General features: G+C 68.4%; 18 protein-coding genes. 4 read left to right on the forward strand and 14 right to left on the reverse strand.

Annotated features, from left to right (window positions below):
* The first annotated feature begins 48 nt into the window (after window positions 1-48).
* Window positions 49-921 carry a helix-turn-helix transcriptional regulator gene (locus ACH492_RS05225; protein WP_398982882.1) on the forward strand — a complete coding sequence of 291 codons (873 nt, stop codon included), beginning with the start codon at window positions 49-51 and terminating at the stop codon, window positions 919-921.
* 288 nt (window positions 922-1209) lie between these two features.
* Here the strand turns inward: ACH492_RS05225 and ACH492_RS05230 are convergent, their stop codons facing one another.
* On the reverse strand, window positions 1210-1494 hold the full coding sequence (locus ACH492_RS05230) for an Atu4866 domain-containing protein (protein WP_398982884.1): 285 nt from the start codon (window positions 1492-1494) through the stop codon (window positions 1210-1212).
* 439 nt (window positions 1495-1933) lie between these two features.
* Between ACH492_RS05230 and ACH492_RS05235 the strand changes: the two genes are divergently transcribed.
* A complete protein-coding gene (locus ACH492_RS05235; protein ID WP_398982886.1) occupies window positions 1934-2662 on the forward strand; it encodes an Atu4866 domain-containing protein in 729 nt (242 codons plus the stop codon).
* A 245-nt stretch (window positions 2663-2907) separates the two neighbouring features.
* Here ACH492_RS05235 and ACH492_RS05240 read toward each other — a convergent pair whose 3' ends face one another.
* The gene (locus ACH492_RS05240) at window positions 2908-3744 is read right to left on the reverse strand and encodes an alpha/beta fold hydrolase (protein ID WP_398982888.1); all 837 of its coding nucleotides are present in this window, start codon (window positions 3742-3744) and stop codon (window positions 2908-2910) included.
* Between the two features lie 158 nt (window positions 3745-3902).
* Here ACH492_RS05240 and ACH492_RS05245 point away from each other — a divergent pair, with 158 nt between their 5' ends.
* The gene (locus tag ACH492_RS05245; protein ID WP_398982890.1) at window positions 3903-5318 is read left to right on the forward strand and encodes an amidohydrolase family protein; all 1416 of its coding nucleotides are present in this window, start codon (window positions 3903-3905) and stop codon (window positions 5316-5318) included.
* Between the two features lie 295 nt (window positions 5319-5613).
* Here ACH492_RS05245 and ACH492_RS05250 read toward each other — a convergent pair whose 3' ends face one another.
* The 6 genes from ACH492_RS05250 to ACH492_RS05275 all read right to left on the reverse strand — a co-directional run bounded on the left by ACH492_RS05250 (window position 5614) and on the right by ACH492_RS05275 (window position 12222).
* A complete protein-coding gene (locus tag ACH492_RS05250) occupies window positions 5614-6693 on the reverse strand; it encodes an ABC transporter ATP-binding protein (protein WP_398982892.1) in 1080 nt (359 codons plus the stop codon).
* Window position 6694: 1 nt separating this feature from the next.
* Window positions 6695-7777 carry an ABC transporter ATP-binding protein gene (locus ACH492_RS05255; protein ID WP_398982894.1) on the reverse strand — a complete coding sequence of 361 codons (1083 nt, stop codon included), beginning with the start codon at window positions 7775-7777 and terminating at the stop codon, window positions 6695-6697.
* 2 nt (window positions 7778-7779) lie between these two features.
* The gene (locus ACH492_RS05260) at window positions 7780-8625 is read right to left on the reverse strand and encodes a carbohydrate ABC transporter permease (protein WP_398982896.1); all 846 of its coding nucleotides are present in this window, start codon (window positions 8623-8625) and stop codon (window positions 7780-7782) included.
* Window positions 8622-9500: a carbohydrate ABC transporter permease gene (locus ACH492_RS05265; RefSeq protein WP_398982898.1), complete on the reverse strand. Its 879-nt coding sequence runs from the start codon at window positions 9498-9500 to the stop codon at window positions 8622-8624. The genes ACH492_RS05260 and ACH492_RS05265 overlap by 4 nt, the downstream gene beginning before the upstream one ends.
* Window positions 9501-9580: 80 nt before the next feature.
* Entirely contained in the window at window positions 9581-11179 is a 1599-nt protein-coding gene (locus tag ACH492_RS05270; RefSeq protein WP_398982900.1) for an extracellular solute-binding protein, read from the reverse strand.
* 17 nt (window positions 11180-11196) lie between these two features.
* Complete coding sequence (locus ACH492_RS05275) at window positions 11197-12222, reverse strand: NAD(P)-dependent alcohol dehydrogenase (RefSeq protein ID WP_398982902.1); 1026 nt, start codon at window positions 12220-12222, stop codon at window positions 11197-11199.
* A gap of 179 nt (window positions 12223-12401) precedes the next feature.
* Between ACH492_RS05275 and ACH492_RS05280 the strand changes: the two genes are divergently transcribed.
* Window positions 12402-14186 (forward strand): sigma-54-dependent Fis family transcriptional regulator, encoded by a 1785-nt coding sequence (locus ACH492_RS05280; RefSeq protein WP_398982904.1) that lies wholly within the window; start codon window positions 12402-12404, stop codon window positions 14184-14186.
* Window positions 14187-14378: 192 nt separating this feature from the next.
* Here ACH492_RS05280 and hypE read toward each other — a convergent pair whose 3' ends face one another.
* Genes hypE through hypA form a run of 6 tightly spaced genes read right to left on the reverse strand, consistent with a single transcriptional unit; the run spans window position 14379 to window position 20547 of the window.
* On the reverse strand, window positions 14379-15446 hold the full coding sequence (gene hypE, locus ACH492_RS05285; protein ID WP_398982906.1) for a hydrogenase expression/formation protein HypE: 1068 nt from the start codon (window positions 15444-15446) through the stop codon (window positions 14379-14381).
* A 4-nt stretch (window positions 15447-15450) separates the two neighbouring features.
* The gene (gene hypD / locus ACH492_RS05290) at window positions 15451-16587 is read right to left on the reverse strand and encodes a hydrogenase formation protein HypD (RefSeq protein ID WP_398982908.1); all 1137 of its coding nucleotides are present in this window, start codon (window positions 16585-16587) and stop codon (window positions 15451-15453) included.
* Window positions 16584-16925, reverse strand: a complete 342-nt coding sequence (locus ACH492_RS05295; protein WP_398982910.1) for a HypC/HybG/HupF family hydrogenase formation chaperone — start codon at window positions 16923-16925, stop codon at window positions 16584-16586. Before ACH492_RS05295 ends, hypD begins: the two co-directional genes overlap by 4 nt.
* A 48-nt stretch (window positions 16926-16973) precedes the next feature.
* Window positions 16974-19343, reverse strand: coding sequence for a carbamoyltransferase HypF (gene hypF, locus ACH492_RS05300; RefSeq protein ID WP_398982912.1), 2370 nt, complete (start codon window positions 19341-19343; stop codon window positions 16974-16976).
* Window positions 19340-20134: a hydrogenase nickel incorporation protein HypB gene (gene hypB, locus ACH492_RS05305; protein WP_398982914.1), complete on the reverse strand. Its 795-nt coding sequence runs from the start codon at window positions 20132-20134 to the stop codon at window positions 19340-19342. The genes hypF and hypB overlap by 4 nt, the downstream gene beginning before the upstream one ends.
* Complete coding sequence (gene hypA, locus ACH492_RS05310) at window positions 20134-20547, reverse strand: hydrogenase maturation nickel metallochaperone HypA (protein WP_398982916.1); 414 nt, start codon at window positions 20545-20547, stop codon at window positions 20134-20136. The genes hypB and hypA overlap by 1 nt, the downstream gene beginning before the upstream one ends.
* Between the last annotated feature and the right edge of the window lie 31 nt (window positions 20548-20578).

Genomic DNA, 20578 nt, shown 5'->3' on the forward strand with positions numbered 1-20578 from the left:
GGCCCCACCGCCTGAGCCCGGCACTCCTTCCTCGACTAGCCTGGGACCATGAGCGACAGCACTCCTCTGGGAGAGTTCCTCAGAGCACGGCGCGAAGCCCTCAAGCCACAGGATGTGGGCCTGCCCGAGCATGGTCGCAGGCGGGTGCCCGGGCTGCGACGCGAGGAAGTCGCCATGCTGGCCGGTGTGAGCTCCGACTACTACATGCGTCTGGAACAGGGCCGGGAGACCAGCCCCTCGCCCCAGGTCATCGACGCCGTCGCCACCGCCCTCCACCTTGATGAGGAGGCCACCGACCACCTGCGCAGACTCACCCGGGCACGCCAGGAACGCCGGAGCCTTCCCGCCGGCCACGACCGGATCAGCCCGCAGCTGCTCCAGTTGCTCGACAGCTGGCCCGACACCCCCGCATTCGTCCTGGGCCCTGCCCTGGACGTGCTGGCGCAGAACGCCCTCGCCACGGCTCTGCACAGCGGATTCGAGCGGTTCGACAACCTGGCCCGCATGGTGTTCCTGGACCCGGCGGGACGTGACTTCTACCAGGACTGGGAGAAGGCCGCGCACGCGTGCGTCGCCGAAATCCGCGCGGCCTACGGACATGACCCGGACTCCCCGCGTATCACCGAAGTCGTCGAGACGCTTAGCGCGAAGAGCGCGGAATTCACCGAGTTGTGGGCGCGGCACGATGTGAGGGGTAAGACCCGGCAGGCGAAGAACCTCAAGCACCCCCAGGTCGGCGACCTGGAAATCCAGTTCTCCGCCTTCACCGTCAACGAAGCCCCGCACCAGCAGCTGGTCGTCTACCAGGCCGCACCCGCCAGCACAACCGCCGCCGCCTTCGCCGAGCTCCGCTCCCGGGCCGACCACCGCGAACCCGCGCGGCCGCAGACCGAAGCCGACCGGGTCCCCAGCGACACGTAGTTCCCTGTCCGTGTGGCCAGACACGTACTCAGAGGAAGTCTGCTGCGTGCGGCGGCAGTTGAGCGCCGTGTACGCGCTGGAGGCGGCCCCCTGGACATCAAGCGCACCGCGCTGAGCGACCTGCGCAACCAACGCGGCATCGACGACAGCGTGGCCATGAACAGAATCCCCTGTCATAGGAAGCAGCCGACGCGGCGAGTCGGTGCTTCAACCGCGTCGGCTGCTGATCAGGGGGCAAGGCCGCAGCCGATTACTGCTTGAGGGCATCCAGTCCGGATCCGGCCATGGTCAGGCTCCTTCGCGGGCGCGCCGGTCACCTTCGCGGTAGAGCACCAGGTGCTCGTGGAAGAGAATCCCGTCGCGGACGTCACCGGTGGCGGTGAAGCCGGTGTCGTCGACGTAGTCGATGTGGCTGGCGGTGACGGTATAGCCGCCGGTGTAGGCGCTCCGGCGGTTGCCGCGCGCCTCGTCGTAGCGGCCGTTCGGCAGCAGTTCCTGGCGGATGAACCCGTCCGCGGTCACCCACATCCCGACGTACGGATGCGGATCGCGGGGTATTTCGTTGCTGGTCATGGCTCTACAGTCGGCCCTGCGGCGCGGAGCAACCAGGCCGCAGTCACCCCAGGTGAGGGCTTCCCGGGTGCCGCGCACCCAGCGTTGTGGACGGCCCCTCTCCGCGCTGCGGGTCTGCGCGCCCGGCCCCCGGCCTCACATGGGCAGGCCTCCCGCCGAAGTCGCCCTGGCCGGCGACATGTTCGCGCAGATGCGGGCCTCGCGCGAGCACGTGCTGAACCTCACCACCGACTGAGCGCCGCCCCCGGTGCGGTGTCCGCCCGCCGAGCCGCCGACCCACGCTCCGCATGCAGCCCCACGCTCCGCAGAGGGGGTGGCACACACCCAGGAAATGCACGGCCTGGATGTGCAACGCGCCAACCGTGAATCTGACATCAGGTCCTTTGGGACGCATAGAGACCCCCGGGCCCACCCACCAACCATTGAGACAGGTATTGCCATGACGAACACCGCCACCACTGCTACGAGCCCGCGCCGTGACGACGCTGCCCTGTACGAACTCCGAGACCCCCAGGGGCGGCCGCTGCTGCTGACCGGCGGAACGGTCGTGACCGGCAACCGGCTGATGGGCGACTGGCAGGAGGCCGACGTCCTCATCGGCGGCTCCGTGATCGTGGGAGTCGGCCCGGGCCTGCTGACCGCAGCGGGCGACGACAACATGATCGTCATCGACTGCGCGGGCACCCTCGTCCTGCCGGCCGCCACCGACTTCAGCGAGCCCCACAAGAGCGGCGCTCTCACCCCGGGGGAAGCCGCCGACATCGCCGTCCTCCGGCTCGCCGACGCCCCCGGCACCCCGCCCGGCGCGGTACCGGGCCGCGGCACTCACCTGGACGTCCTGGTCGTCGGCGGAGAAGTCCGCCTCTGGAACGGCCGACCCCTGGACGAGGCCGAGACCGCCACCCCCGCCACCGACGAGGCACCCGTCCACGACCCGGCACACGCCTATGTGGGCATGTGGGTCGACGAGAACGACTTCGTACGCCAGGAACTGCTGCCCGACGGGCGCTACGACGAGGCACGCGGCGATCGCCCCAGCGCCTACCAGGGCCGCTACTGGATCAACGGCACCCGCATCGACTACCTGGACGACCTGGGCTTCTGGGCCTTCGGCGAGTTCCAGGACGACCACCTGCACCACGCCGGTTACCGCTTCACCAAGCGCTGACGGCCCTCGCCAGCGGCGCCGTTGGCCGATCGCGCCTCTCGCGCCGATCGCGCCTCTCGCGCCACTGTGCGCAACGGCGCGACCGGCCGACCTGACGCCGCTCGTCCTGGGCGTCGCTCCAGTCCTGCCGGCCCTGCGCAACCAGCCTTCCGAGTACCCCCGCAATCCGCCGCTCATCCTGACCCGACTCCAGAGCGGGGCCGACGCGAAGTGTCCGATCACCCGGGACGTCAGCGTGGACTCCGTCAGGAGCCTCCGCCTGGAGGGCAGGCCACTGAAGTGGCGCCACGCGCTGGCCGTAGCTCAGGATTCCACGGCTGACTGGTGCAGGATCCGTGCCAGAGTGGCTGGGAGAACATCGGCCAGTGGCCGGTGTTCATCTCGACCAGCCGCCAGTGCTCGCCGGTGAGCAGTTTGGCCACGTCGTCGCTCGGCTCGGCGCCGTCGAGCAGGCACTTGATGTACGTCGCCGGAAGCTCGCCGAGTGGCCGTGCCAGCACGGCCGGCTCGGCCAGAGAGGTACCCGGGTGCGGCGTCGAGCCGCCCACGATCCGTGCGATCTGCTCATCGGTGAGGCCCTGGCCGTCGAAGTCGGCCGCGGTCAGCGGTGCCCAGTATCCGCCGTTCCCGGCGATCGAAGCCTCCAGCTTCGCAGGGCCCTCCCACCAGCCGGAGACGAACGACTCGCCGTCGGCCGGAACATTGGAGTCGACGAAGACCACGCGGGCCAGCCGGTCGCCGATCCGCTCGGCGGCCTGACCGACAGGGATGCCCGAGTAGCTGTGCCCGACCAGGACGACGTCGCGCAGATCCTGGCGTTCGACCTCGTCGACGATGTCCTGTACGTGGGTCTGCTGCCCGGCCGGCACGCCCTGCTTGTCGGCGAGGCCGGACAGCGTCAACGGGTGGGTGCCGTGCCCGGCCGCACGCAACTCCGGCTGATCGGCCGGTGGCGGCGCGCCGTCGTCGAGCACAGTCACCGTCACGGTGCCGTCCTCAGCCCACAACTCCACCTGCACCTGGGCAGTGGCGCTGTGGACGACGGCGTTGGTGACCAGCTCGGAGAGCACGAGCACGAGCACGCGCCACACCCGTCCGGCACGCCGGCGCCGGGCCGACAGGGGGTGTCACACACCCAGGTGAACGGCGGCCTGGTTCTCGCCCGCGCGCCGTCGGAGGCTGCTCATACCGACGCCCACCGGAGGCGCCCCGCCCTCCCGACACGTGAACGGACGCGACCATGAACCTCGACCACACCCCGCGCCAGACCGTCCTCGACCAGCTGCGCCACACCGCAACCGACCCCGACCGCCGCATCCTCTTCACCGGCGCCACGGTGGTCACCATGGACCCCGCACTCGGCACCCTCCCGGTCGGCGACGTGCTCGTCCAGGGCACCACCATCGCCGCCGTCGGCGGCGACCTGCGCGCCCAGGGGGCCGCCGAGGGCGCCGTCGTCGTCGACGCCGTCGGCACCGTCGTCACACCCGGATTCGTCGACACCCACCGCCACGCGTGGGAGGCTCAGCTGCGCCGGATCATGCCGGACGTCGACGACCTCGGCGCCTACGTCACCACCACTCTCCTCGGCTACGCCCCGGTCTACAGGCCTCAGGACATGTACACCGGGACGAAGCTGGCGGCGCTCACCGCCATCGACTCCGGCATCACCACCATGCTGGACTTCTCCCACAACTCCCGTACCGCCGTCCACTCCGACGCTGCGGTCCGCGCCCTGCTGGACACCGGCATCCGCGGCGTCCACGCCGCCATGGGACCGCACTTCGGCGCGTGGGACCACCAGTGGCCGGCCGATGTCGCCCGCCTGCAGAAGGAGTACGGCAGCGAGCTGCTGACCTTCCGCCTGGCCACCCTGGCCACCGACGAGATCGCCGGACCCGAGATCGCGTACGGCCCCGAGCTCGCCCGGTTCGCCAAGGAGCTGGGCATCGGCGTCAGCGTCGACGCGGTCTTCGGCACCTCGTCCTCGCAGGCCATCCTGACCTGGGAGCGGCAGGGTCTGTTGGGCCCGGACCTCACCCTGATCCACTCCACGGGCCTGACCGCCGAGGCCTGGCGCGCCATCGGCGCCAGCGGTACCACCGTCGCGCTGGCCCCCACCTCCGACACCCAGATCGGCCTGGAGACCGCGATCCCCGCCGTGGACGAGGCCCTGTCCGTCGGCGTCCGCCCCGGCCTCAGCATCGATGTCGAAGTCGCGCTGGCCAGCGACATGTTCACCCAGATGCGGGCCCTGCACGCCATCCAGCGGATGCGCGCCGTCAACGGCGTCTACGGCACCGAGCGTGAGCCGGTCCGCATCAGCACCGCCGATGTGCTGGACTTCGCCACCCTGCAGGGCGCCCGGACCAACGGCCTGGCCGACGTGGTCGGTTCGCTGACACCGGGCAAGCAGGCCGACCTGTTGGTGATCACCGCTGAGGAGATCAACAACATGCCGCTCAACGACCCGATCGGCACCGTCGTCCTGGGCTCCGATGCCCGCAACATCGACACCGTTCTGATCGCCGGCCAGGTCCGCAAGTTCAACGGCCATGTACTCGACGTCGACCTTCCCGCGCTGCGCGCCGAAGTCACGGCCTCCCGCGATCATGTCCTTGCCGCCGCCCAGGCCGCCAACGCGACCGCTCCCTGATCCTCCCTCCCCGCTCCTCAGCTGCCACCGCGACAGGCGCCCCCCGGGTGTCCGCGGTGGCAGCGTCGCGCAACCTCCAGAACGACGTCGCCGATCGGCTGCCTGGCCAGACGGTGTGGGAAACACCCTCCCCTCGATCGGCAGATGACGCACTCGCAAGGCATCGAAGCCGAGATCGGCTTCGGCTTCGGCCGTCCGCTGCGGTGAACGGCGTACACGCCGACGTCAGAGCCGTCGAGGGCAGGGCGCCTCTCCTGTCCGACGGCAACTGACCTGCCGTCGGCAACAACACAACCTACGACTGGAGTACCAGGCGACCGTCCGCATAGGGGAGGGCCTTGGCGCGCGGCAGATGCACCAGGAATGTCTCCATCGCCGGAACTCCGTCCTCCCGCGGCACCTTCGCCTTGATGAGCCGGCCGGCCACCTCGATCTCGAGCACGCGCTGCGGCCCGTGGTCCCGGACGCCCCGAAGCCTGGCGGGAAACGTGTTGGGCCCGGGCTCCGTGACGATTTTGACGTACTCGGGCCGGATTCCCACCTGGACCTCGGTGGTGCCATCCGGGATGTCCCACGCCACGGCCAGAGCCCGGCCGCCAAGGGTGAAGTTCCCGCGTGGCCCGTCCACCGTCAGGAAGTTCATCGCCGGGGAGCCGATGAAGTAGCCGACGTACGCTGACGAGGGTGCCTCGAAAAGCTGCTTCGGGGTGCCCTGCTGCATGGCTCGGCCGTCCTTCATGACCAGTACTTCCTGCGCAATGCTCATTGCTTCGTACTGGTCATGGGTGACGTAGATCACTGTGGGCTGGAAGTGCTCGGTGATTTCACGGATTTTGCGCCGCAGCGAGTGCTTCAGCTGCGGATCGATGACGGTCAGCGGCTCGTCCATCAGCACGGCCGCCACGTCGTCGCGGACAAGACCACGGCCGAGCGAGATCAGCTGCTTGTCGTCGGCGGTGAGCCGCCGGGCGGGCTGCTTGAGCCGATCATCCAGGTCCAGCGCCTCGGCGACCTGGTGGACCTTGGCGTCGATCCTCGCCTTGTCCCAGCGGCGGCACTGCAGAGGGAAGGCGAGGTTCTCGTACACCGTCATGGACTGGTAGATGACGGGAAACTGGAACACCTGGGCTATGTTGCGCGCCTTCGTGGGCAGACCCGTGACGTCCACGCCGTCGAACAGGACCTGGCCCTGTGACGGTCTGACCAGTCCGGACAGGATGTTCAGCAGCGTGGTCTTGCCGCAACCCGACGGTCCGACCAATGCGTAGGTCCTGCCGGCTTCGAATGTCAGCTGCAGTGGCTTGAGAGCCCACCGCTCCTCTTCGACCCCCGGCGCGTAGTTGTGCCCGACGTCGATGATGTCCAACTGCGCCATATCAACGCCCTTCTACTGAAGCGAGATCGTATGAAGGTGTCTGCACGAGCGTGCCCTTCTCGTCGAAGGCGAACAGCCGCTCCGGACGTAGCCGCAGTTTCACCAGATCACCGAGAGCGACGTCATGGATGCCCTCGATCTGCACGACGAACGGAGTCTCACCGACGACCGCGTGAACGAAGGTCTCGGACCCGGAGATCTCGACGAAGGTGACCTCGCCCTCGACACCGGCGGAGGCCAGACTGACGTCCGTTGCCCGTAGACCGAACTGGTAGGCGCCGTCGGGCAGGTCGGCGAGATGCGGGGATACGTGCGTGGCCTGGAAGCCGGCCACGGTGACCTGACCGCCCTCGATCCGGCCCGTGAAGATGTTCATGGGTGGGTCGTTGATGATGGACGCCACCGTGGTCGTCGCCGGGCGCTCGAAGACCTCCTGCGGAGGGCCGATCTGGAGGATCTGACCCTCATGCATGACCAGCACCACGTCACCCAGCATCATCGCCTCGGCGGGTTCGGTGGTCGTGTAGACCACTATCGTGTCGCCCTGGTCCGAGAAGAGGGTCTTGAACTCGTCGCGCAACTGCTCACGCAACTTGTAGTCCAGGTTTGCCAGCGGCTCGTCGAGCAGGAGAATGCCCGTTTCGCGGGCGAGGGCGCGCGCCACCGCCACGCGCTGCTGCTGCCCGCCGGAGAGCTGGGACGGCTTGCGACGCTCGAAGTCGGCCAGGCCGACACTCGCCAGACTGTTCCTGACGCGCCGTTTGACCTCGTCCCGTGGCAGTCCCGCCCGCCTGAGCGGAAAGGCCACGTTGTCGAACACGTTGAGATGCGGGTAGTTGATGAACTGCTGGTAGACCATGGCGGTGTCGCGCCGCCAGACCGGCGTCTTCAGGAAGTCGGCTCCATCCCTGGTCAGAGAGCCGGAGTCCACCCGCTGCAGACCGGCCAGCACCCGCAGCAGCGTTGTCTTTCCGGCCATCGTCCGGCCGATGACGGTATGCAGCCGTCCCGGCTCGAAGATCGCGGTCACATCCTTGAGATGGTTCACGCCGTCGACGGTCAGGCACAGATCAGTGGTACTCATGTTCATCGGACCGCTCCCGACAGGTTGCCTTTTGACAGATAGCGCTCCACCCAGAGCGCGAGCAGGATCAACGGCGCTACGCCGAAGAGGGCGGCGGCGGACAGGGTCCACCACGGCGGGATCGACGAGTTGAGGGCGACCACTGCCTGGGGCAGGGTCTGCACCTCGGTGAACGTCAGCCTGAAGGCGAAGAAGAAGTCGTTCCAGCCGAACACCGCACAGAACATCGCAGCCACTGTCAGCCCGGGCAGGGAGTTCGGCAGGATCGCACGCACGAAGGTCTGGAACGGGCCGCATCCGTCGAGCATGGCCATCTCGTCGATCTCACGCGGGATGCCGTTGAAGAAGTCCACCATCACCCACACCGCGATGGGCAGCAGCAGGGCAACCGTCACGATGACAAGGCCCGCGATGCTGTCCAGGAGGCCCGCCCACTGCAGAAGGTAGAAGAAGGGGATCACCAGGACGACGGGCGGCATAATTCGTTGTGACACGAAGAAGAAGACGATGTCGCTGTTCTTGATGAAGCCGATCTTGAACCGGTAACGGGACAACGCGTAGGCGGCCAGGGAGCCGAGCAGGAGGCTGATGGCCGAGGCGGCGATGGTGACGATGGCGCTGTTGATGAAAGGCTGTATCACATCGACGCCACCGGCTCCGCCGAAGATGTTGCGCCACCCGGCGGCAGTGGGTTCGTACTGGACCCAGGGAAGGTAAGTGGCGCCACCCTGGACCCCGTTGGCGTCCTTGAAACTGGTCGTCATGGCCCAGAAGAACGGTCCCGCGACGAAGCAGGCCCAGAGGGCGATCACCGTGTACTTGAATACGGGATAAAGGTGCGACCTCATGAGTCCCCCTTCAGCTTGAAGGCCCTGGTGAGCAAGGCGGCGACAACTGTGAGCGTGACGATCATCAGGACCAGATAGGTCAGGGACATCGCCCCGCTGTACCCGGTCTGCTGATCCCGCAGCCCCTGGATGTAGAGGTAGTAGCCGGGAGTCTCGGTGGAGGAGCCCGGTCCCCCGGAGGTCAGTACGTAGACGCTGTCGGAGAGCTTGGACGCCTCGATCAGCCGGATGATGACCGCCGCGACCGACACGGGCGCCATGAGCGGGAAGGTCACTTTCCGGAAGGTGCGCCAGACGTCGGCGCCGTCGATCGCGGCGGCCATGAACGGTTCCTTGGGAAGGCTCAAGAGGCCGGCCAGCAGCAGCAGGAACATGAACGGGGTCCACTGCCAGACCTCGACGGTCATCAGCGCGACCAGCGCCGGCCCGGATTCGGTGAGCCAGGGAATCTTGGTCAGTCCGAGCATCCCGAGCAGATCGTTCACGGGGCCCAGGGACTCGTGGAAGATCATCTGCCAGATGGCGGCCATCACCACGGGAGTGGTCATCATGGGGACGAGGAACAGCACCCGCCAGAAACGACGGCCGCGTACATCGCGCCAGACGAGCAGGGCCATCCCGAACCCGATCACGTACTGGATCAGGACGGTGCCGCCCGCCAGCAGGATCAGGCGCATGATCGAGGCCCAGAAACGACTGTCGTGCAGCATCGTGGAGTAGTTGACACCACCGATGAAGTCCATCTGGGGGCTGCTGACGTTCCAGCCCGAGAAGCTGACACGAATGGTGAACAGAAGCGGAAAGATGATGATGAGTGCGAGAGTGAGCAGTCCTGGGAGGAGGAACATGCTCTTGTGCCGGCGCAGGCCGTCCATGGTGCTCCTTGCGGAAGTGGGCGGGCGCCCCCGGGTGGCCGGCCGGCTTGGGCGGCCACCCGGGGCGTCCTGCTATCGGGTCAGGAGTTGTCCTCGAGTGCGACTACGTTTCGGTAGGCGCTGCGGACCTTGTCCTCGCCGATCTGCTTGGTGATCTTGGCCCATTCCTTGGCCACTTCGTCCAGCGCCTGCTGTGGAGCCTTCTGTCCCGCCAGCGCCGCGGCGACGCCGTTGGCGAGCGCGGACATATATCCGTTGACACCCGGTACGCGCAGGTCGAAGACGCGGTTGGGGCTCTTCTCCATGCCGGAGAGCGTCTTGACGTACGACTGGGCCACGGCCTTGTCCCAGCCCTGCTTCTCCCAGAACGCCGCGTCGAAGTGGGCGTTGCGGTAGGGATTGACGCCGAAGCGGCCGATGGTCAGGTCGAGGGCGGTGTTGGCCTCGTTGCTGAAGAAGCACAGATAGTCGAAGGCCATATTCTGGTTGCGCGCGGCCTTGGCCACCGCCGAGGTCCACCCCCAGGTGAAATAGGGGGCCTGGTTCGGCTTCTTGTCCCACGCCTTCTTGGTGAGGTTGTAGACCTCGTCGGATCCCGGCAACTCCGCCGCCTGGATCTTGTTGCGGATCCTGCTGTCCGGCGACTGGGCCTGGATGAAGGCGTCGTCCCACGAGTAGGACATCAGCGTCTGGCCGCCTCCGAAGGAGAAGATCTCGTCACCCAGACCGAAGTTGGCGCCACCGGGTGCCCAGGTCGACTTGGCCTTGACCATGTCGTCGAGGGCTCGTACGAAGCCGGGCGTGTTGATCTGCGGCTTCATGGTCTCCAGGTCGAAGAAGAGCCCACCCTTGTGGTCGGGGTGCTTCACATACGGCGCCGCACGACTGATGAACGCGGAGAAGGTCAGGTCGTCACGCTTGGTCACCTCGGCGCTGCCGAAGTTGGGCTTGCCGTCACCGTCGACGTCCTTGCCGCTGAAGAACGCCGCGACCTCCCGGTATTCGGCCCATGTCTTGGGCGTGCGCAGGTCCTTGCCCGTGGCCGCCTTGTACGCCGCCTGCCTCTTCGGGTCCTCAAGGACATCCGTCCGGACCTTGAGGTAGTGCCGGTCGCCGTCCACGGGGTACTGGACGACCCTCCCGTTCCAGGTCGCCACGTCCATATAGGCCTCGGTGACGTCCATCATGCCGGGAGTGTTCAGATACTTGTTCGGCACCGGGGACAGATACGGGGCCATGTCACCGATCCACAAGGACGGGTAGAACATGACGTCGTACGCCGGCTGGCCTGCCTGGAGGGGCGTGAGGATCTTCTGGTGCAGCTCCCCGAACGGGACGTTGATCACCTCGACCTTCGCCCCGGTGATCTCCTCGAACTGCCTGGCGTGCAGCCGGGTCGGCTCGCCGATGACGGGGACGGCATGGCTGATGATCTTCAGCGTCTGTCCGGAGTAGTCCTTACGGCTGATCGACTCGTAGCTGCAGGGTCCCGGGACGTCCTTGACCTTCGTGCCCGGGTAGTCCTTGCCGTACTTCTTGTAGCTGATCTCCGAACCCGGCTTGAACTGCGCCGGCTTGTCGGGCTTGCTTTCCACGGGACCCTGAGAGGTACATCCCGTGGCGGTGAGGACCACCACGACAGCGGCGGCGACCACGACCTTGTACGAACGGTTGCGCATGGGACTGCTCCTTCGGCTCACGGGATCAAGATCGCTCGGCCGCGTACGGCACCGGTGAACAAGTCGTCGAGGGCGTCCCGGAAGGACGCGAGGGGGTACCGCTGGGTGTGCAGGCTGACCTTGCCCTGGGCTGCCAGGACCATCAGCTCGGACAGGTCGTTGTAGGACCCGACGAGATTGCCTATGAAGTTGATCTCGGTGGAGATGACGTCGATCGTCGGAACGTCGAGGTGGCCGCCGTAGCCGATGACGTAGTAGTTGCCGTTACGGCGCAGACAGGCGACGCCCGTCTCGACGGCACCCCCCTCGCCGACGAAGTCCAGGACCGCTTCCGCCCCGTGGCCTCCGGTCAGTTCCCGTACGCGCTCGGCCTCGCTCCCGTCCGCGAGAAGCGTGTGGTCGGCACCCAGTTCCTTGGCCAGGGCGAGGGCTTCCGGGCTACGGTCGATGACGATCATCTCGACCGGCGACAGGGCCCGGAGCACCTGGATCCCGATGTGCCCGAGTCCACCGGCACCGATGACCACGGCCTTGTCACCGGGGCGCAGGACCCGGGCCGCCTTGGCGACGGCGTGGTACGCCGTGAGCCCGGCGTCGGCCAGGGCCGCAACCGAGGCCGGCTCAAGGGACGGGTCGAGTGCCACGACCGAGCGGGCGGTGGTCTTCAGGTACTCGGCATAGCCCCCGTCGGTATCGATCCCCGGGAAGGCCGAGTTCATACAGTGCACGTCGTCGCCGGCCCTGCAGGCACGGCACAGACCGCACGTCATGAGCGGGTGCAGGATGACCGGGTCGCCGACCTTGACGTGTGTGACTGCCTGCCCCACCTCCGCTACCCAGCCGGCGTTCTCATGACCGATGGTGTAGGGGAGGACAACCCCGCTCTTGTCGCTCCACTGTCCTTCGAGAATGTGCAGATCGGTGCGGCAGACCCCTGCGCCTCCGACCTTCACGATCACATCCAGCGGACCGGTGATCTGCGGGTCCGGCACATCCACGAGCACTGGCGGCTCGTCGTACTCGATGACCTGCACGGCTTTCATGGCGCTCCCTGCGAATCGGCGGGTGGATGGTGCGCCGATTACACAGCCCGCCGTGCGCAGGCCGATGTCTCAGAAGCGGTCCGCGGATGTATCAATGTGATACAGGCCATAGGCGCGGCGTCATCGAACTGTTCCAATCACTCCACCGATGGATGACGCGTGCGATACGGGAGTGTTAAATGCCCCGACGTCAACCTGGCAGCTCGCTGACAGCAGCCAGAGAGCTTTACCAGGAAGCCACCAAGGATCCGAGTGCCCGCCCGCTCGTGGTCGCCTCGTGGCAACGCTCGATGGAGTACCAAGTGAAGTCGGGCTGTATCGACGCTCCCTACTTCGAGAACCCCAATCTGGACAGCCCGCTCGCCAGAGCGGCGCTACCGATCCTGAACAGGCTGCACGAGCAGCTTGCCGACGACCCGGTGTCCACGATGGTCACAGACCGGAACGGCGTGGTGCTGTCCCGCAAGGTCTCCCACGAGGCTCTGACGACGCGGCTGAACCGGGTGCAACTGGCCCCGGGCCACGTGTTCGCCGAGCGCTATGTGGGCACCAACGGCATCGGGACCGCGTTGGCCAGCGGCCGCCCGGTCATGATCGCCGGCAGCGAGCACTACGTCGAGGCGCTGCGGGACTTCCACTGCGCGGCCGTGCCGATCCTGCATCCCGTCCGGCGCACGCTGTTGGGAGCGTTCAACCTGACCACGGTCCGTCAGGGTTCTGCCGGCATGCTCATGGCCTTGGCCCGCTCTGTCGCCGGCCAGATCGAAAGTGAGATTGGCGCGATCAGCTCGCGACGGGAGCGGGCCCTGTTCCAGGACTACATGGACGCGTGCTCCTCGGTGCGCCCCGGACCCGTCCTGGCTCTCAATCGTGATGTCGTCATGATGAACGAGCAGCTGAGATCGGCCGTGACAGGGCCGGATCAGTACGCTCTGCTCGACCACGCACGTGAGGTCGCCGACGATTCCCGGTTCGAAGGGACGCGGAGCATCGCCCTCCCCTCCGGACGAGTCGCCGAACTCCGGGTCAGCCGTAGCCGGCGCGAGGACAGCGACGCGGGCGCCATCTTCCGAGTCCGGGTGATCGGACGTCCCCAGCCCGGACCGGTCATTTCCGATGGACCCACACGATCGGGCCTGGGGTTGGTGGGCTCCTCACCGCAATGGCTGCGCGCCGTCGCCGAAACCGAAGCGGCGTTCGTCGCCGGGTCGTGGCTTCATCTCGTGGGCGAAGCCGGTGCTGGAAAGAGGACGCTGGTCGATGCCATCCACCGAGCCCACGGTGCCGGGCGCCGGCTCGAGATGGTGGAAGCGCCGCTGTCGGAGTCACCGCACGTCACCGAGCCCTGGCTGCGCAACGTCCGCGAGCTGCTGGCCCAACCGTCGATCGTGGTCGTCCTGCGCGATGTCCACCTGCTGGGCGACCACCTGCGCCGGCAGCTGAGAAGCCTCCTGGCGCACGTCGACGGGACCGCCATCGGGAAACTGGTCATGACCAGCCAGCCGTCCATGGTCACGACGGACGACGAGCTCGACCGGCTGTGCGAAGCCTCGGTGGAGGTGCCGCCCCTCCGTCATCGCTATGGAGACATCGAGCACCTGGTCCGGTTCTTCCTGCTCAAATACCGGCCGAGCGGAGAGAGCGGCTGCTCCCCGGATGCGCTTGCGATGCTGCAGCGCTGCCCCTGGCCGGAGAATGTCCGGCAGCTCGAGTCGGTGATCCGTGGCCTCGCGCGGCGACCTTCCGGCCGGATCATCCGAGCAGAAGATCTCCCGCCGGAATGCCGGGTATCGTCGCACAAGGTTCTGACCACCATTGAAGCGCTGGAACGGGATGCCATTCTGCGTGGGCTGATGGACCGCAGCTCCAACGTCCAGCGCACCGCACAGGATCTCGGCATCTCCCGCGCCACCATGTACCGCAAGATGCGCCGTTACGGGATCGTCCCATCGAGCCTCACCTAGAAGTGTCGTCCGGCCACCGCCCGCTGCTGCACGCGGAAGGTCTCGATGCGACGGTGCAGGCACTCGCGCGTGCCGTGCGCGGGACAGGCCTCTCCTTCCCCCCTCGGGGTGTACCCGGTCTTCCGGGTCTACCGGGTCTACCGGGTCTACCGGGAAACGATCGCTTGCTTCGGTTGGCGTCGGACGATGAGGTCAGCAGATCCTCGGCAGCTGTTCCCCGAGGGGCAGGTCGACGACGCGTGTACCGCCCAGCCCGGTGCGGGCGACCACCATGCCCGGATGCTCGGCCACGCACTCGCCGATCACGGCGGAGCCCGCTCCCCGGGGGTGCGCGCGCATGGCGGCGAGGACGGCGTCCGCGTCCGTGCGCGGCACGAATGCCACCAGACGGCCCTCGTTGGCGACGTACAGAGGATCCAGCCCCAGGAACCCACAGGCGTTGGCCACTGCATCCGGTACCGGGATGTCCCGCTCGGTGAGGACGACGCCGGTGCCCGAGGCGGCGGCGATCTCGTTGAGCGCCGTGCCGAGACCGCCACGGGTGGGGTCGCGCAGAACGTGCAGGTCATGGGTGACGGCCAGCATCGCCTCGACCAGGCCGCCCAGCGGCGCGGTGTCGCTCACCACCTCCACCCCGAACTCCAGGCCCTCACGCACGCTCATGATGGCGATGCCGTGCATGCCGATGGGGCCGCTGACGATGAGGACGTCCCCAGGAGCGGCCCGCTGGGGGCGGATGTCCACGCCGTCCGGGACGAAGCCGATCCCCGAGGTGTTGAGGTAGACACCGTCACCGTGCCCTGCTTCGACCACCTTGGTGTCGCCCGTGACGACAGTGACGCCCGCCGCCGCGGCGGCCGCCCCGATCGCGTCCGCGACCCTTCCCACGACGGGGAGGCCGACACCTTCCTCCAGGATGAAGGCGCAAGAGAGGAACGCGGCGCGGGCGCCGCTCATCGCCAGGTCGTTGACCGTTCCGTTGACGGCCAGGTCGCCGATGCTGCCGCCGGGGAAGAACAGCGGCCGCACGACGTACGAGTCGGTGGAGAACGCGAGCCGGGATCCGTCCACGGGCAGCACGGCGGAATCGCCCAGGCCGGCCAGTGTCTCGTTGCCGTACGCCGGAGTGAAGAGGTGACGGGTGAGTTCGGCGGACAGGGCTCCGCCGCCGCCGTGTCCCATGACGATCACCGGGTGGTCGCGCAGCGGGGCGGGGCAGGACCAGGTGGCCGGGTCGACCGTAGCCTTCGTCTCTGTCATGGTTTCAGCCAACGGTCGTCGCCTCCTGGACATGCACGGGCCGCGCCGGGACTTCCAGGCGGCGGTAGAGGTAATAGGCGGCACACGCACCCTCGCTGGAGACCATCGTGGCGCCGAGCGGGGTACGGGGGGTGCACGTGGTCCCGAAGGCCTCGCACTGGTGGGGCTTGATCAGCCCCTGGAGCACCTCGCCGCTGCGGCAGGCCGTTGGCTCATCAGTGCGCAGGCCGCCCACGTCGAAGCGCCGCTCCGCGTCGAAGTCCCTGAATGCGTCGGTCAGCCGCCAGCCGCTGCGGGGAATGACGCCGATGCCGCGCCAGGCGCGGTCGGTCACCTCGAAGACCTCTTGGATCATGCGCAGAGCCGCCGGGTTCCCGGCCGCGCGGACCGCCCGTTCGTAGGCGTTCTCGACCCGGTGCTCGCCTCGTTCGAGCTGGTGCACGGTGCGGCGGATGCCTTCGAGGATGTCCAGGGGTTCGAAACCCGTCACCACGATCGGGACCTTGAACCGTTCCGCGAGGTCCGGATACTCATTGGTGCCCATCACACTGCACACATGTCCCGCCGCCAGGAACGCCTGCACCCGGCAGTTCGGGGCGCTCATGATGGCCTCGACGGCCGGGGGGACGCGTACATGTGAGACAAGCAGACTGAAGTTGCGGATGCCGAGGCGGCGCGCCTCGTGGACGGTCATCGCATTGGCGGGTGCGGTGGTCTCGAAGCCGATGCCGAAGAACACCACCTGGCGGTCCGGGTGACGGCGCGCGATGTCGAGGGCGTCCATCGGGGAGTAGACGACCCGGACGTCGCCGCCCGCGCTGCGTACGCGGAACAGATCGCGGCCGGTGCCCGGCACGCGCAGCATGTCACCGAACGAACAGAAGATCACGTCGGGGCGGGAGGCGATCTCCAGAGCCTTGTCGATCATCTCCAGAGGGGTTACGCACACGGGGCATCCGGGGCCGTGGATCAGCTCGACCGAGTCGGGCAGGAGCTGGTCGATGCCGTGCCGGATGATCGAGTGGGTCTGGCCGCCGCAGACCTCCATCATCGCCCACGGCCCGCCGGTGGCTGTGGCGTGGATGTCGTCGAGCAGCCTCCGGGCGAGATCCGGGTTGTTGAACTCGTCGATGTACTTCATCGTGGCTCCTTCTGCGCCTCTGTCACCTCGGGGATGTCGGCCTCGGTCAGACCCGCCTCGGTCAGGCCGGCCTCGGCTGCCGCTCGGCCCCAGGGGTCGCCGAACTCCTCCTCCAACAGGCCCAGTTCCTCGAAAAGGCGCAGTGAGGCCAAGGCCGACTCCTCGTCCAGGCGCTGGAGGGCGAATCCCACATGGACGATCACGTACTCGCCGACCTCTGCCTCCGGTACATAGGCGAGGCAGACCTCCTTGACGACGCCGCCGAAGTCGACGCTCGCCATAGGCGTGCTGTCCCGTTTTCCGATCCCGACCACCTTGCCGGGCACTGCCAGGCACATGGTGTTCTCCGTTCGTCGCTGGTTCGTTGGCTGACTACCGGTCCCTGACTACCGGTCGTGTTTCTGAGCGGCCACGACGAGCTGGCCGAGGGCGAGTCCGCCGTCTCCCGGCGGCACCTGCCGGTGGCGAAGCACCGCGAGGCCGGCGGCTGTCAGGCGCTCGGTGCACTCCTCGTCGAGGAGCGCGTTGGCGAACACGCCTCCGGTCAGGCCGACCGTGCCGATTCCGGTCCCACGGCGCGCGATCAGGCAGATGTCCGTGACCGCTGCCGCGACCGCCCGGTGGAACCGGGCGGCGACGACCGGAACCGGGACACCGGCGCGTCGGTCACCGACGACCGCTCGCACGACGGGTGCCGGATCGATCCGGGTGGTCCCGTCGCCGTATGTGCTCCGTAGCCCGAAGCGGTAAGTGCCGCTGTCGTCCCAGTCCCAGGCAAGTGTGGCGGCCGCCTCCAGTTCGACGGCGGCCTGGGCCTCGTACCGCGCTCGGTGGCAGATGCCCAGCAGAGAGGAGACCGCGTCGAACAGCCGTCCCATGCTGGAGGTGGGTACGCAGGCGATGTTCCGTTCCAGCTGCCGGGCGAGGAGCCGGAGTTCCTCGGGCGAGCAGGCGGCCACGCACGGGAGGTCCGCCGTCCACGGCAGGCCCGCGGTGCGCAGCCGGGCCAGTGCCGTCCGGCAGGGGTTGCCGACACCCGCGTCGCCGCCGGGCAGCGGGGCGTACATGAGATGCGCGAGCCGCCGGTATCCGCGGTAGTCGGCGAGGAGCACCTCGCCGCCCCAGACCGCTCCGTCGTCGCCGAAACCGGTGCCGTCGAATGCGATGCCGATGACGGGATTCCTGCCGTCGAGTCCGTGCTCCGCCATGAGAGAGGCGATATGGGCGTGGTGATGCTGAACCAGCCGCAGCGTGGTGTCCGTTTCGGTCGCGCGGCGCGCGGCCCGGCGGGAGGAGTGGTAGCCGGGGTGCCGGTCGGCTGCGAGCAGCCGCGGCGTGATTCCGGTCAGTGCCGTGAGGCGCTGTGCCGCTTGTTCGGACGCGGTCACCGTGGCGAGGTCACCCATGTCGCCGATGTGCGGGGAGAACCATGCGTCACGGCCGGCTCCCAGACACAGCGTGTTCTTCAGGTCTCCGCCGACGGCCAGCGTCGGCGGCACCCATACCGGCAGGGGAACCGGCGCGGGGGCGTACCCGCGGGATCGGCGCAGCAGCAGTTCGGAGCCGTCGGGGCGCAGCCGGACCACGGAGTCGTCGCAGGGCGCGGCGATGGCCCGGTCGTGCCACAGCCAGGCATCGGCGATCCCGGCGAGCCGGGAGAGCGCTTCGGCGTCGTCGGTGACGATCGGCTCACCGGAGCGATTGCCGCTGGTCATGACGAGGACGCGGGGGCCCGGCGGATCGCCGCGCAGACCGAACAGGAGCTGATGCAGCGGGGAGTAGGGCAGCATCACGCCCACCTGCGGACTGCCAGGGCATACGGCGTCGGCGAGTCCGCCCGCTGCGTCGCCGGCGCGTCGGCGCAGCAGCACGATGGGACGCCGGTGTCCGGTCAGCACCGTCTTCTCCGCGGGACCGACGCGGGCGATCCGCTCGGCGGCGGCGAGATCCGCGCACATCACCGCGAACGGTTTGCCGCCGCGTTCCTTACGGGCGCGCAGCGTGGCGACGGCGCCGGGGTCGTCGGCGGCGCAGGCGAGGTGGTACCCGCCGAGGCCCTTGACCGCCAGCACCGCTCCCCGCGCGAGCAGCTCACGGGCGCGGACGAGGGCATCCGCACCATCTGCCGGGCCCGGCTCCGTGCCGGCTGCCGGGGTGAGGCGGAGCCGGGGCCCGCAGGACGGGCAGGCGACCGGCTGGGCGTGGAAACGGCGGTCCGCCGGATCGTCGTACTCCCTCGCACACAGGCGGCACAGGGGGAACACCCCCATGGTGGTGGTGGACCGGTCGTAGGGGAGACCGGTCGCGATGGTGAGGCGAGGCCCGCAGTGGGTGCAGGCGATGAAAGGGTGGCGGTAGCGGCGGTCACGGGGGTCGGCGAGCTCGCGCAGGCAGTCAGTGCAGGTCGCGGTGTCGGGCGGGATCGCCGACGCGCCATTGCCCTCGGTGCGCGAGCGCCGGATGGTGAAACCGCCTCCGCCGAGTGGCGCCACGGTCTCGTAGCCGATGTCGCGTACGTCGGCCAGCGGAGGCGGCTGTTCCCGCAGCCGGCGGCAGAACTCCTCGACCGCCGCCGGCGTGCCCTCAACTTCCGTGAAGACTCCGTCCGTGCCGTTGAGTACGAAGCCGGACAGGTCCAGTTCGGACGCCAGCCGGTGGACGAAGGGGCGGAAGCCCACGCCCTGCACGGTTCCGCGCACGGTGACCTTGCGGCGCAGGGCGCCCTGTTCCGGACTGTCTGGGAGCGTGCTCGTCATACGGTGGAGCGGGTGCCGACGGCCCCGTGGTCGTGAGCGTGACTCTCCTGGCCGCTGTGCTCGTGCGGCTCCTCGCCATGGGTGTGGCCGTGGGCGTGGACGTGTTCGGTGGCGAGCAGCGGGCTGTGTGGTTCGGCGCCGTCGCACACGGCCAGCACCCGGTCCAGCAGATCGTCGACGCCCCGCGCACGGCGGGCGCTGGTGCGCAGTACCTCAACTCCGGGGTTGATCCGTTCGACATTCGACGTGAACTCCGCCTCGGCGAACCCGGCGGCGTCCGCGAGGTCGGTCTTGGTGAGCACCACCAGGTGCGCCGACCCGAACGCCGTGGGGTACTTGACCGGCTTGTCCTCGCCCTCGGTCACGGACATCAGCGCCACCCGGAGCGTCTCCCCGAGGTCGTAGGAGGCGGGGCAGACCAGGTTGCCCACATTCTCGACGAAGAGCGCCCGGGCGCCGTCCGGCAGCCACCCTTCGAGATGAGCGCGCAGCTGGGCGGCTTCCAGGTGGCACAGGCCGCCGGTGAGTACCTGCTTCACCGGCGCGCCCGATCTGGCGAGCCTGCGGGCGTCGTTCTCGGTCGCGAGGTCGGCGGTGAGCGCGGCCACCTGCACCCCGCGTTCGGTGGCACGGCGCAGCACGAGTTCCAGCAGGGCGGTCTTTCCGCTGCCGGGGCTGGACAGCATGTTGACGACGGTTACGCCTCGGATCGTGAGCTCGGCGCGCAAGGAAGCCGCCAGGCTGTCGTTCTTGGCCAGTACCGCCTGGCGCACAGTGACGCTCCGGCACATCAGATGTCCTCTCCTGGGCCCTGTCCGAGCCCTGCTCCCCGTGGGGCGGCGGCCCGGCAGGGTTCGGTGTCCGGCAGCCGCACCTCGGCCAGTTCCAGCTCGCGTCCCGTGAGCAACTGCGCGGCCGGGCGGTCGCATCCCGGGCACCACAGGTGGGGCGGCGACCCGACGGCGAACTCCTTGCCGCAGTCGCCGCACCGGGCCCTGGCGGCCACGTCTTCGACGATCAGCTCGGCGCCGGCGACCACGGTGCCCTCGGCGACGAGCTCGAACGAGAACCGCAGGGCGTCGCCGACCACACCCGCCAGCTCACCGACGCGCAGCCGCACCGCCTCCACCGAAGTCGCTCCATGTGCGCGGGCGGTGTGCCCGGCCCTCTCGACGACGGCCGCCGCGATCGACAGTTCGTGCATGGGGCACCACGCTAGGCAGCCGCGGCGGGCG

The organism is Streptomyces sp. NPDC019443, from assembly GCF_044389785.1.
Taxonomy (GTDB): domain Bacteria; phylum Actinomycetota; class Actinomycetes; order Streptomycetales; family Streptomycetaceae; genus Streptomyces.